Annotated in this window: 11 protein-coding genes; 4 read left to right on the top strand and 7 right to left on the bottom strand. The window is 41.0% G+C overall.

Annotated elements, in window-relative coordinates:
• Positions 1 to 66: 66 nt before the first annotated feature.
• From CU635_RS00205 to CU635_RS00175, 7 genes are read right to left on the bottom strand one after another with little or no spacing between them, the layout of a single operon-like run.
• Entirely contained in the window at positions 67 to 255 is a 189-nt protein-coding gene (locus CU635_RS00205) for a twin-arginine translocase TatA/TatE family subunit (protein WP_101575166.1), read from the bottom strand.
• A 37-nt stretch (positions 256 to 292) separates the two neighbouring features.
• Entirely contained in the window at positions 293 to 1,204 is a 912-nt protein-coding gene (locus CU635_RS00200) for a 4Fe-4S dicluster domain-containing protein (RefSeq protein ID WP_101575165.1), read from the bottom strand.
• Between the two features lie 51 nt (positions 1,205 to 1,255).
• Positions 1,256 to 2,101 carry a dimethyl sulfoxide reductase anchor subunit family protein gene (locus tag CU635_RS00195; RefSeq protein ID WP_101575164.1) on the bottom strand — a complete coding sequence of 282 codons (846 nt, stop codon included), beginning with the start codon at positions 2,099 to 2,101 and terminating at the stop codon, positions 1,256 to 1,258.
• A 15-nt stretch (positions 2,102 to 2,116) separates the two neighbouring features.
• Positions 2,117 to 2,665: a DMSO/selenate family reductase complex B subunit gene (locus CU635_RS00190; protein ID WP_101575163.1), complete on the bottom strand. Its 549-nt coding sequence runs from the start codon at positions 2,663 to 2,665 to the stop codon at positions 2,117 to 2,119.
• A gap of 16 nt (positions 2,666 to 2,681) precedes the next feature.
• Positions 2,682 to 5,252, bottom strand: coding sequence for a molybdopterin-dependent oxidoreductase (locus CU635_RS00185; protein ID WP_101575162.1), 2,571 nt, complete (start codon positions 5,250 to 5,252; stop codon positions 2,682 to 2,684).
• 24 nt (positions 5,253 to 5,276) lie between these two features.
• A complete protein-coding gene (locus CU635_RS00180) occupies positions 5,277 to 5,987 on the bottom strand; it encodes a TorD/DmsD family molecular chaperone (RefSeq protein WP_101575161.1) in 711 nt (236 codons plus the stop codon).
• Positions 5,984 to 7,339, bottom strand: a complete 1,356-nt coding sequence (locus tag CU635_RS00175) for a radical SAM protein (protein WP_101575160.1) — start codon at positions 7,337 to 7,339, stop codon at positions 5,984 to 5,986. Before CU635_RS00175 ends, CU635_RS00180 begins: the two co-directional genes overlap by 4 nt.
• Before the next feature lie 294 nt (positions 7,340 to 7,633).
• Between CU635_RS00175 and CU635_RS00170 the strand changes: the two genes are divergently transcribed.
• From CU635_RS00170 to CU635_RS00155, 4 genes are all read left to right on the top strand, one after another.
• Positions 7,634 to 8,857: a PucR family transcriptional regulator gene (locus CU635_RS00170; protein WP_101575159.1), complete on the top strand. Its 1,224-nt coding sequence runs from the start codon at positions 7,634 to 7,636 to the stop codon at positions 8,855 to 8,857.
• A 15-nt stretch (positions 8,858 to 8,872) separates the two neighbouring features.
• Positions 8,873 to 10,897 (top strand): molybdopterin-dependent oxidoreductase, encoded by a 2,025-nt coding sequence (locus CU635_RS00165; RefSeq protein ID WP_101575158.1) that lies wholly within the window; start codon positions 8,873 to 8,875, stop codon positions 10,895 to 10,897.
• Positions 10,890 to 11,432 (top strand): 4Fe-4S dicluster domain-containing protein, encoded by a 543-nt coding sequence (locus CU635_RS00160; protein WP_101575157.1) that lies wholly within the window; start codon positions 10,890 to 10,892, stop codon positions 11,430 to 11,432. Before CU635_RS00165 ends, CU635_RS00160 begins: the two co-directional genes overlap by 8 nt.
• A 183-nt stretch (positions 11,433 to 11,615) precedes the next feature.
• Positions 11,616 to 12,608 carry a LacI family DNA-binding transcriptional regulator gene (locus CU635_RS00155; protein WP_101575156.1) on the top strand — a complete coding sequence of 331 codons (993 nt, stop codon included), beginning with the start codon at positions 11,616 to 11,618 and terminating at the stop codon, positions 12,606 to 12,608.
• Positions 12,609 to 12,707 lie beyond the last annotated feature (99 nt).

Here is a 12,707-nt window from a genome sequence, read left to right as displayed (position 1 = left end):
TATCTTTTAAAAAAAGGACATATTCTAAAGAAAACACATCCTTATCCGAAAAAGTTTTACTTCATATTATGACTTAATGTCATTTTCCTCTTTTTTTTCTTTATCATCATCCATGATCCCTTTAGTGGAATTTTTAAATTCCTTCAATGATTGCCCCATTGCCCGGCCAATTTCAGGTAGTTTCTTTGGACCAAATATAATCAAAGCAAGTACTAAAACCAATATTAATCCCGGTATTCCAATGTTTGATAACATCAAGACCACTCCTAAAATATGATTTACAATTCAATTATTATCTCGCCACCAAAAATCCTTTTCTTTTTATACATGTTACACATGTTTCAGAGTTCGCAGACAATGTCTCAAAGCTTTTGTTGCATGATGTACAGACTTTCGTATACACAGGATGCTCTATTGTTTTATGTCGTGAAATTCTTTCTTCAACAAAGATTGCTTTTTCAGGACATATATCCTCACATAAGCGGCAAGATGAGCATCGTTGAGCAGAAATAGAAAAGTCAGTTTCCGTTACAGTCAAACAGTTTTTATTGCAAAGAACCTGGCATGCCCTACATAAAGTACATTTGCTAATGTCCAATTTAATCTCGGAAAATTGATGGTTTGGATAATGTTTCGCCAATTCTAAGTCAGTTTGATTAAACCGCCATTTAGCCGGTGTCATTTGCTTCATCCAAGAATGAGTTTCTTGTTTCCAGCCAATAAACAAATCTCTTCTTGTACATGATGTATCTGTTGAGCCCCCGCCTTTTTGAAAAATAACTGAAAAAGCGGACTCACCTAATTCCTGCAAGACGCTATTCACTTCATCGATTGTTTTTTCCAAGTTTTCATTCAATTTTTCTTGTTCACAGACAATTGCTCTTATACCTTTTTTATAGTAGACGAGGAGTTCCATTACTGTAGGTATATCGTCATCTGTAATTACAAGCTGATTTTGAATCACTGTCCTTTTCGGGAAAATGCCTGCAACTGCCTGGACAGGACAAGCAGCCATGCATTTCCCGCATTCTATACACTCCTCATTATTAATAACAGGAACGCCTTTAACAATTGAGATCGCATCAATATCGCAGGAATCCAGGCACTTTTCACATTTTGATCGGGGGCTTTGATGACGGGTGCACGTTTTTAATATTTCATATTCGTAATCCAGACTCTCTGCCCATTTACTGAATAAACCCATCACTTTAACCCCCCTAGAAGATTGCACATTCAAAGAACTTCATTTTGAAAATCAGGAACCTAAAACATAAAATACATATCTGCTCATGCCTTCAGCGAAAACCAGTGCGGCGAGCGCCACATAAGCAAAAGATAAAGACACTTTCCTGTTCGCCATTGACAAGTATCCCAATACGCCGACTCCCATAACTTCAATAATCCAGCGCAGAGCTACTGTGCCTTGATACGCTTCCAAACCGGTCATTGCGTTCGTTCCGCTGATCATATTCACTTCAGGCATAGCCGATGAAAACAGGGCAACTCCGACGATTTGGACGGCAATACCGAATATCGCCATGTAAAAGGCATACTTAACAAGGCCCTTAGCTTCCGCTTCACTCTGCTTGTTCCGTAATAACGGTGCGATAAAGCTAGCCGCCAATACCGGTCCGAGCACAAATGCCGTGCCATAAAAGGAAGTAAAGGTGTTAATCGAATGCCAGCCGCTGACCAGTGTATTGGCGTAGATCGCAGCCATGCAGTAAATATCAACCAAACCAATCAGTGACGAAACGAGCAATAGCCACGGATTCACCTTCTTCTGGACAAACGCCAGGCCGGTTGTGACACAAGCCGTGCCAATAAACAGTCCGGTCGCCAATATTTCGCGGCTCATCCACGAGGAGCCCAAGTGCCTGATCGTATTGAAGGCATTGCTTGGTGCACCCAGGTGGGCGAATGATGCCGTGAGACCGATGATCGATAACCCCACGATCGCAAGCAGAGAAGTTCTCATCATCGCAAACGTTTTTTCCGAGCCCGATTTTGATAGTTTCCGATAGAACAACGACAGCACGAGCATGCCGCCGATGGCAGCCTGCATACACACTGTAAAGATTAATAACGCCCATTCATGCATGGTAACAGACCTCCTTTAATTTGCATATTTGTGTGGAGTAATCACAATATTTGGATGCGTAATTGATGCACTAGGCATTTCTTTCACTTCATTTACATTTCCGTATTTCTTGCGAAGTTCTTCGATTGGACCCACTTCGATAGCACGCATTGGACAGGAAGTGACGCAAGCTGGTTCCTCCCCTTTTTCACGCAAATCAATACATGTATCACATTTCGTCATTTTACCTAGTTCTTCATTATATTGCGGGCCGCTGTAAGGGCAATTCCATTGGCAATACTTGCAGCCGACACATTTATCGTGGTCTACTAATACAACGCCATCCTCTGCTCGCTTATACATTGCGCCCGTCGGACAACCCTCTACACATTTAGGTTCTTCACAATGGTTGCAAGAGATCGATAAATGAGAGATAGCCGGATTCGGATATTTGCCTTCTTCAAAATCATATACTCTTCGATAATTCCTTCCGACTTCAAGATCATTTTTATCTTTACATGCAACAACACATGTCTTACAGCCAATGCAAATAGCCATATTGATGTAAAAACCCATTTGAGCCATGGTTTACTATACCTCCTCAGAAAAGAACCCTTTGTTTCCACTTGTCATCTGCTTCAAGTGGTTCACCTTCCCATTTCTCCATATCACAAATCGCTGTGTTCCAGCCGGATGTCCCTAAACCTGTCGGAATAGGACCTGTTAACATATTATCCGCTCCGGCTTTATCGACTTCTTCCTTCTCGTCCATTTCCACCCATGCACCATGCGGCAAAGCAATGACACCAGGCATTAAAGTTTCCGTTAATGATGCAGGTCTAAGTGTTTTTCCGAACTCACTGGATAATAATACAGTGTCTCCATCCTTAATGCCTTTAAGCTTGGCATCACTTTTGTTGATATAAACTGGATTTGGCCAGGCTTCCCGAAGCCATGGAACATTATCAAAAGTGCTGTGTGACCGCCTTAAATAATGCGGGTTGTAAACCTGGAAAGGATATTTTCCTTTCTTTTTACTCTCCCAATCTGCAAAGGTATCTTCGTATCCTTTTGTTTTTGCTGTGTATTTTGGAATTGGGGAAATTTCTGTCCACAACCCTTTTGACGCTTCATTAATGGTACTGCAGTAAATTTCGAACTTTCCGCTCTTCGTTTTTAAAGGGCTGCCAGTCGGGTCATCAATAAATTTCTTATAGGCGATATGCCCGAAATTGTCGCCTGGTTTCCTCTCGACCTGATAGACGCCTTTTTCCAAAAATTCTTTCAGCATAATCCTGCCCTGTTGAGGTTTACCTTGAACCTTCCATTCTTTAATATCCTGATCTGTAATCGTGACAAGCGGTTCATAGCCTGTTCCACTGGCTGCAATTACCGTACTTGTTGCCAGTTTATTAAAAAATGCCTGCTTTTCATCAAAAGGATACAGCTCTTTAGGATCCTTACCGAGCTTCTTCATAAGTTCTTCTGCGATCAGAGAATCACTTTTCGCCTCGTAAAGTGGATCAACGATCTTTGTATAGACAATAAATATTTCACGGTTCCCCTCGAGCATACCGCCTTCTCTTTCCCATTCAGTCGTGACAGGCAAAACAACATCGGAATACTTGGCATTTGTATTCAAAACGTATGCGTGGCTAACAACAAACTCCACTTTACGGTGTGCTTCTATTCCTTTTTTGATCGCCCCGCGTGTTTGTAAAGTTGCGTTATTTTGATGATAAATCAGCTGAATGTTGGCTTGTTTTTCTCCCTCACCCTTTTGCAGGTATTTTCCATCAAGAACGGCTGTAAATATTTCATTATGATTAATCGAATTTTTGACAGGATTCTTTGGAGTTGGCAAACCGGCCATACCACCTTTTACCAACCACGGACCGCCATTTCCGGCTGCTCTGTGGCAGCTAACTCCAGTCATTTGTCCCGGCCGTCCAAGCTGTCCAGTCATGAGTCCCAGCGTTGAAAAGGCTTGAACCCATCCTTCTCCATCATTTATTCGCGCCGGGCCCCAGCCTGTCAAAAGTGCTACACGGTTCGTTGAGCCAACCTGCCTGGCTAGATCACGAATTTTTTCAGGTTGCACACCGCATATTTCAGCAGCCCATTCCGGTGTTTTTGGCATATGATCATATGTTCCCAGCAGATAGTCTTTAAAATTATCTTTTGGATCAGCACCTTGCGGCATATGATCTTGATCAAATCCAACCGTATATCGGTTCAAAAAGTCCCAATCAATCAGTGAGTTTGTCGCAGAATTATCTTCATCCAGCAATGTGTACATCATCGCTAACGCCAATGCATGGTCTGTTCCGGGCCGAACCGGTACCCACTCTGCTTCGAGCACTTGAGCAGAATCAGTATACTTTGGATCTATCGAAATAAAACGGGCACCCGCTTTTTTCGCTTGCAAGAAGTTATAGGTTGGACTTCCCGGACTGCTCCAGGCTGGATTTTCTCCCCATAACACAATTAATTGCGAATTGCGTAAATCCAATCGATCGTTTATACCTACATCAATCCATCCTTCAGCCATTCCCATCATTGTTGAGGCATCTTTCCAGGCACCCCATGAGGTAGTACCATAGTCAGTAGTGCAACCACCGTTAACCGCCATTACTTTTGAGATTTCTCCAGCACCTGTTGCCCAGATCGCTTCATTTCCATATTTTTTGGATATCCTGCTAATTTCACTTGAGACGATATCCAATGCTTCATCCCATGAGATCCGGACCCATTGGTCTTTCCCCCGCAACTCCTTGTTGCCGCCGCCTGGCGCCCAATTTTTTCTTTTCATCGGATACTTTAAGCGGTCTGCACCAAATACTTGCTGCCTTTGTGAACGGCCTCTTATACAACCCCTTTGCTGCGGGTAATCAGGACTGTCCGGGTGTGTGTCATCCGTTTTCTGGCGGACAACGACTCCGTCTTTGACAAGAACTTTATTCACGCAGCGGCCGCCGCAATTGTGCCAGCAAGCAGCAGACTTCCAAATTTCTTCATTGCTGCTGCTTTCCGAATTACTGTTTTCTTCTGCTTTAGCAACCAATCCTCGTGCTACAGGCACTGCAGCGGTTGCTGCTATCGCAGAAGACCAGCCGATGAAAGATCGTCTCGACATCTTAAATTCTTCCGCTTTTTTTAATAGATCGAACATCGTAATACTCCTTTCAAACTGAAATTAATTGACAAAATCTATATTCAAAAGCTCGTGGAGAACTTGTGAATCCGCTTTTATATAATGGTTCAATATTCTGGCAAGCCCGCTATAAAACTGACTGTCTGCGCTATCGATCACTTTTTGGCTGAACGCGGGCACAAAGGCTGATAAATGTTTTTTGATAAATTGCTGCTGTTCATTTAGTAAGTAGTTCACTTCATTTATAGAATGAACGCTTTTTTTATTTGCCGAATCGATACATAGTTCGTTAAGGTGATAAACAAAATCCAATTCGAGCCCAATATGATCGTCAGCTTCAATACTGTCATCACTCGCTGCAAACCCGAACTTGTTATATGACTTTCGTACATCCATCGTACACTCCTGAAAAATCATACGGTCTTTTCTTACGTACACCGATTCCCATGGCGGGGCCGGTACCTCGTATGGTCCTATGAACATTCTTGTATAATCCCAATGTAAATTGTCGAAGTGATCTTCATTGTTTACAACATCGAATTCTTTCAAATAATTCGTGACAAGATCAATCCCTTCCTTAAGGTCTTCTGATTCCTCAAGGAACGGGAATAGATGGATCATATTTTGTTGGACAAAGTGTTTGAGATAATCCCTTGAAGGTTCTTCGATAAAAAATCTCCTTAATATATCGTAAGCATATTGTCTTGCGTAAAAAATATTCGATAAGTCTGGCAGGTTGATAGTTGTATTCATCTTATTTCTCCTCCTTGTTCGACCGGACCGACAATATCGTCCAATTGAAATAAACCAGGTGTTGTCCATTCAACGCTTACTTCGCGTATAACAGACTCACCATCGACATGCTCAACAACATTTGAAGAAATGGCTATTTCTATATTGATTTTTCCTACACGTTCGATTGCCTCGATTGGAAATTGAACAAAATCATGTTCGCTATTCTCAATATGAAAAATTTTGCGTTGAGCTAAAGCGGGAAGCACTTTTCGTTTATCTTTTCCAAACACTTTCGCTGTTTTTAAGAAATAGTCTTGGTTCGAAAATAGGTAACTTTCATCAAGAGGTTTGTGATCGGAATTTTGCTGATAGATTTGGCCTGTATGTTTATTCTCAAGAGAACAGTAATGAACACTGAGATTCAATTTTTCTTTTAAAGAGAACTCCAGCAGTTCTAAACACATTTCCTCACTTTCAGCGACAGCCAGCCCGCCTGCATACCAATAGTTGTAATACACTTCATATGGCGGGTTTTTCAATATAAATCCCCTGTCTTTAAATGCTTGAGCATTCCCAAGCGGAAAACAAAACTCCAATAAATTGATTCCGTAAATCCCGATTTCCTCCAATTGCAAAATGAGTGTTTTCATTTCCTCGAGCGTACCGGGAATAACAGGCATTTCGACCAAAACATAAGGTATATATTCTTTTGCCATGGCGATTTTCCCAAGAATATGCTTTCTCTTTTGGACGGAATCCTCCATCTTAATGCTGAAGCGGATTTCACTCAAATTTGCTTGTTTTAGTCGTTCAAAAGTACCCACATCCAGCAAATCTCCGGCTGTATATAATCTTGTATACGTCTGCGGCGTTTTCTCATTGGCCAGTTCAAAAAAAGCAATCGCTTCTTCTTTAAAAAGTAAAGGCTCTCCTCCAGTAAGTGCTAAATGCTTGAGTTCAACACCGTTCTCCAGTAATTCGAGCAGCTCTTTGTTAATATCTTTTTGTCGATCTGTATAAAACGTATAGTCCTCCTGGTTCGGGTTAAAACAGAAATAACAATTTCGATGGCATTTTAACGAAATAAAAGACGTATAGCTTCCTTCACCAGTTTGGCAAGCTTCGCATGCACTGGAAATCCGGCCTGTCGCAATACTTTTATCGTTATTGCGCAGGATTGCCCCGGCTGCCCGCAATTGTGTTAATTTCTTTCCTCTGTCTTTATTGAACTCTCGTTGCTGAAGCGGCAATCCGAATGATTCTATCGCTTTAATAGTCTCGGTTTCTATATTTGTGTATATTTGTGCATATTTTAGGAAGGATTTATTTTTTACCGTTCCAAGGTTGTCTTTCGTGATTTTCCTCAGCATAAGGCACTTCCTTTTTCATTTATTTTGAACTGGACAATTAACTTATTGTTGGTTTACTCCTGATAAAAAAGAACTATTCCGCAAACATGTGAATTTATTCACATTAACTTACTTGCTTTTATTATAAAATGAATAAAAAGAGATTTATACGGCCGCAAAGTACAAAATTAACTTCTGATTTTTGTACCGTTTGACAATGATTTTTATATCCTGTGACATTGATTACTGTTCCCTAAAACAGGTCTAAGCTATGATGTATAGTACATTGGACTTATTAGAAAGGAATGTGGGTGAATGAATGAGAGTTATAACATCCCTGATTTTATTCAGGAATTGCTGATCGCTTCTGGCGACGGGTTGAGCGGAATTTCAACTAAACTATCAATGCTAATATCATTCCCGGTCATCATTACGGACCCATTCTATAACGTAATCTCCTCGTCAGCCTATGATCAGGCTATCAGTTCTATAGAAATCGAAATGAAACCGCTTTCCGGCATGGCTTCAGAACAGACCTTTTTTCATTGTGTGATTTCTTCTGCGAACTACCATACAGAAGCGGTCGGAAGCTCCATTACATATAGCAGCCAGATCACTGGATATATTTTTATCCTCTTACATGAGGCAAATATACAGGATATAGAAGAGTATAGATCGCTGATGCACTTTGCTTCATCTTTATGTGCGCTTGAATTAAGAAAAAAAATGGATATTAAACAGGAAACACTTAGGTTCAAGGACGCTTTTTTGTTTGACTTGCTTTACGGGAATTTCAAGAAAAAAGAAGATATTCTGTCCTATGGACAAATATGGAACTGGGATCTTGATCAACCTTTAGTTGTGTTGGTGTTTTCGATAAAAGATTACGATTATTATTCAACAGATAAACAATTAATGGATATTCTTTTATATGTAGTCGATAAAGTGTTACATCAACATCATATAAATCCGACCACGATTGCGAAACGAAACGAAGTAATCGCTATCTTGCCAACTGACAACAAACACGAGCTGGATAACCGAAAGACTCTGATTGATTTAATACTTCATATTTTTGAGTTGATCAATAAGACTAATTTAGGAAACAGAGTGGCTTGCGGAGTAGGAAAAATATATCTAAATCCGGAAGAGATTTTCAGAAGCTATCAGGAAGCAAAGGTGGCGTTTGAGTTAGGACTGCTGTTGAAAATAGACATCCCCTTCTTTGTCGATCTTGGACTTGCAAGAGTGTTATATAAGCATGACTTGCAGGATCTAAAAGAATTTTATGATCATATATTAGGGAAATTGCAAAGATACGATGAGGTAAATGAAAGCGAACTCATGTATACACTCGAGCAATTTGCCAATAACCAGTACGATCTGAAAAAAGCATCTGAAGCGTTATTCCTGCACCGTAATACGTTACGATACCGGATTAAAAAAATTGAAGAAATACTGGATCAAAAAATAGATGATATTAACACAAAATTGAACATTGCAGCAGCTTTAAAGGTTAAACAACTCCATAAACTGTAATGGATGGTGGTGGAAATGGAGACTTCAATCTATCGCAATACTTGTCCGCGGAATTGTTTTGGAACATGCAGCATTTTGTCATACGTCGAAAATGGAAAACTAATAAAAGTAAGCGGTGACCCGAAGCACGGTTATACACAGGGAAGACTGTGCGCCAAAGGATATGCATACACACAATATGTGTATAATCCGTCCCGCTTAAAATATCCGATTTTGCAAATGCCGCGCGGGTCCGGGAACTGGCAAAGAATCTCCTGGGATCAAGCATACACAATCATTGCTGAAAAACTGCTTGAACTATATAACCGATATGGATCAAACCTGGCAGCCGGTTACAATAAATTCTCCGGGAATTTAGGAATGCTTCATTATGCAGTCGAAGGAATGTTTAATAGTATCGGCCCGCATACAAAACCGATCGGAAATATTTGTGCATCATCCGGGCTTCAGGCAGTAAAAGCCTCTTTTGGCCATGTGGTCAGCCCTAATCCAGAACATATGGCAGGCGCAAAATTAATCGTGATCTGGGGAGCTAATCCAGCTGCAACGAACATTCACCAAATGAAATTTATTTTTCAAGCAAAGCAAAAGGGTGCCAAGATAGTCGTCATTGATCCAATCTTAACTGAAACAGCCGTCAAAGCGGATCTTTATATTCAAATTAAACCTGGAACAGACGCTTTGCTTGCGTTAGGAATCGCAAAGCTGTTGATTCAACGCAGCTGTTCAGAGGATTTTAGTCCGGGCAACACAGTCGGCTGGAAAAAATTCAAAAATTACGTTATGACTCGAATAGCACTTGACTCAGTATGCCGGGAGACAGGCATTAAATTGGAGGCAATAGAAGAGCTTGCACGGTTGTACGCCACGATTAAACCTGCTGCGACCTGGAGCGGTTTGGGCATGCAGCGCAATGAAAATGGCAGAGATAGCATTCAAGCCATTAACTCTTTGGTTGCGATGACCGGGAATCTCGACATACCCAATGGCGGAGCGTATTTTATGCATGATGACATTGACGATTTTCCATTGGCACTATCGAATCATCCAGAAAAAAAACACCCTTATGTTGAAGCTTCCCGTTGTATCAATAATATTGATTTTGCTTTAAGCGCGAATAATCTTGATGATCCGCCTTTAAAATTTTTGTGGATTGCTTCCCGGAGCCCGTTTTCACAAGACCTGAATATAAAAGATTGGGAAGAACTATTTAAGAGGCTGGAATTAATTGTCACGGTTGACTTATATATGACGAAGACAGCTAAGTATTCCGACCTTGTTTTGCCGGCTGCGAGCCATTTTGAAGAGGATGATCTTCATGTAAGCTATTGGCATCACTGGTTATCCATTAATCAAAAGGCTATCTCGCCTTACTTTGAGGCAAAAAGTGACCTGCAGATTGCCCGGGAATTAACAAGAAAGCTAAATGAACTTTCACCCGGGTTTTCAACATTCCCTGCGGAACTTGAACCTGTTGACTGGATTAATAAGGAACTGACACCAGATATTAAAGATCTCTATTCATTAAACAGCTATGAAGACTTGCTGGCAGCGCCGCATTTCCGAAAAAAAGATTATGAAGTACCAGCCAAAAAAGAAAGATTTTATTTTTATTCGCCTGATCTGGAAAGTAACTTATTTTCCCGGCCATCCGAGTATCAATCTGACGAAGATTGCTCTTATCCATTCAGGCTTTTATCACCGCAATCTTTGCTGAAAATTCATTCGCAATATGAGTCATTAACCTGGTTAAACCCGGAGCCGGAAGAAACGATTGTTGAGATCAACGACGAAGCTGCATTCGAAAAAGGCATCAAAGAAGGAACTTTCGTATCTGTTTATAATAAGTATGGTTCGGTAAAAGCGAAAGCCACCTTAAATCCATACCTCCCTATCGGTATTGTCCGTGTCAATCAAACCAGCGATAACTCAATTAACCAACTAATCGTTAATCATCTTCCGGCGGTCAGGAGTCAATCCAGTTCGAATTTTTATGATAGCCATGTGGATGTTATGAGATGGGATGAGACATATGAATAAACAAATTGGATTTGTTTTTAATGCAGATATTTGTTTGGGATGTAAAGCTTGCGAAATTGCCTGTCGAAATGAAAACCATACTGACGGGTCGATACGCTGGCGGAAAGTTTCAAAGCTTTCAAAGGAGGTCCATCTTTCCATTTCATGCAATCATTGCAACAGCCCCGAGTGCTTCAGAGTGTGTCCTGAAAACGCGTTTGCGAAACGCCATGACGGGATTGTCCTAATCGATTCAAACCTTTGCAATGGCTGCGGTTTATGTGTATCTGCTTGCCCTTATTGTGCACCGCAGTTTGATTATGAGAGGCAAAAAGTAAGCAAATGCCAAATGTGTTATCCCCGCCAGGATAAAGGCCTTCCCCCTGCCTGCGTTGAAGCTTGCTCAACAGGCGCATTAAATATAGTGAATATGGAGAGATTTACGGACCAGCGTGCGGTGCAAACAATTGAAGGTTTTGCTGATATTCGCATCACACAGCCATCCATTGTTTTCTATCCTGCAAAGCCGAGAAAAAGATATTTTATTGAGCACTAGAAAAATATGATTCTATTTTTACGAAGTGACCGCTGCTTTTACAGCAATTAGGCTGGTTTAAGGCTGCGGTTATTGTTGTACAGTCCAGAAATAGACAATGACTTTCGCACGATAAACCATTTAAAAAGAAGGAAATCTTTTATACAATAAAATCTGAATAATTCTTTCTTAGGGGGATTTTTTTTGATTACAATTAATGCTATTGCAGAGCAGGCCGGCGTGTCCCGGACAACAGTCTCCCGGGTATTGAATAGATCGGGTTATGTTAGCGAGGAGGCCCGGAAGCGGGTCCTTGCGGTTATCGAGGAAACTGGTTATGTTCCAAACGAATATGCCAAATCACTGCGCACAAAAAAAACGAAAGTGGTTGGAGTCGTGCTGCCGAAAATCAGTACTGAAACAGCAAGCAGGCTTGTGGATGGCATAGATAAAATCCTTGCAGATGAGGGCTATCAAATCCTTCTTACCAATACGAATCTTGAGCCCGAAAAAGAAATTGAATACTTAAAGCTGCTGAAAAGCCGAAATGTTGATGGTGTAATCCTTTCCGCGACGAATATAAATGATGAACTGCTTAAAGAAATAGAGAACCTGAATATTCCATTTGTCGCAGTCGGACAGGAAATACCAGATGTATCTACTGTAGTCTTCGACGATTTTTATGCGGCCAAAGAAATGGCAGAATTGCTGATCAATCGAGGACATCAAAAAATTGCTTTTATCGGTGTAGACCCGGCGGACCGATCGGTGGGGCATTCCCGCAAGGATGGTTACCTGGCTGCTTTAAAGGAACACGATCTGCCAATCGTGGATGACTGGCAGCAAACAGGTATTTTTGACGTTGAGTCAGGTTATAAGGCAATGAAAACAATTTTGGAAAAAGCAACGGAACGACCAACTGCCGTGCTGGCAGTTACGGATAGATTGGCTGTTGGTGCGATGCAATACTTAAAGGAATCTGGTTACCGCATCCCGGAAAATATTGCAGTAGCGGGAATGGGTGCCTCCGAGATGTCCAAATACGTTTCGCCTTCCTTAACCACAATGGATTTTAACTATGAAAGAGCCGGGGAAGAAGCGGCACGGCAGATTTTAAATAAAATTAACAGGCCCGGAGAAGAAAAAGAAAAAAAAATCGTGTTAAACTATCGAATTATTAAAAGAAACAGTATATAATAGGGTGTGTAATCGGTTCCATAGCTAATCAACTTCGATCGATTACATATTTTTTACTTCGATGTGTAATCGATTCCACAAAATTTAATTGAGGTGAAC

The organism is Bacillus canaveralius (assembly GCF_002860125.1).
Lineage (GTDB): Bacteria > Bacillota > Bacilli > Bacillales > Cytobacillaceae > Bacillus_BJ > Bacillus_BJ canaveralius.
The sequence above is the reverse complement of the archived record's forward strand: the minus strand, read 5'-3'. Positions and strand labels throughout refer to the sequence as shown.

Excerpts from the sequence above, each read along its gene's own strand:
- CU635_RS00190 (WP_101575163.1), bottom strand. The coding sequence starts at position 2,665 with ATGGCTCAAATGGGTTTTTACATCAATATGGCTATTTGCATTGGCTGT.
- CU635_RS00195 (WP_101575164.1), bottom strand. The coding sequence starts at position 2,101 with ATGCATGAATGGGCGTTATTAATCTTTACAGTGTGTATGCAGGCTGCC.
- CU635_RS00165 (WP_101575158.1), top strand. The coding sequence starts at position 8,873 with ATGGAGACTTCAATCTATCGCAATACTTGTCCGCGGAATTGTTTTGGA.
- CU635_RS00200 (WP_101575165.1), bottom strand. The coding sequence starts at position 1,204 with ATGGGTTTATTCAGTAAATGGGCAGAGAGTCTGGATTACGAATATGAA.
- CU635_RS00160 (WP_101575157.1), top strand. The coding sequence starts at position 10,890 with ATGAATAAACAAATTGGATTTGTTTTTAATGCAGATATTTGTTTGGGA.
- CU635_RS00170 (WP_101575159.1), top strand. The coding sequence starts at position 7,634 with ATGAATGAGAGTTATAACATCCCTGATTTTATTCAGGAATTGCTGATC.
- CU635_RS00175 (WP_101575160.1), bottom strand. The coding sequence starts at position 7,339 with ATGCTGAGGAAAATCACGAAAGACAACCTTGGAACGGTAAAAAATAAA.
- CU635_RS00185 (WP_101575162.1), bottom strand. The coding sequence starts at position 5,252 with ATGTTCGATCTATTAAAAAAAGCGGAAGAATTTAAGATGTCGAGACGA.
- CU635_RS00180 (WP_101575161.1), bottom strand. The coding sequence starts at position 5,987 with ATGAATACAACTATCAACCTGCCAGACTTATCGAATATTTTTTACGCA.
- CU635_RS00205 (WP_101575166.1), bottom strand. The coding sequence starts at position 255 with ATGTTATCAAACATTGGAATACCGGGATTAATATTGGTTTTAGTACTT.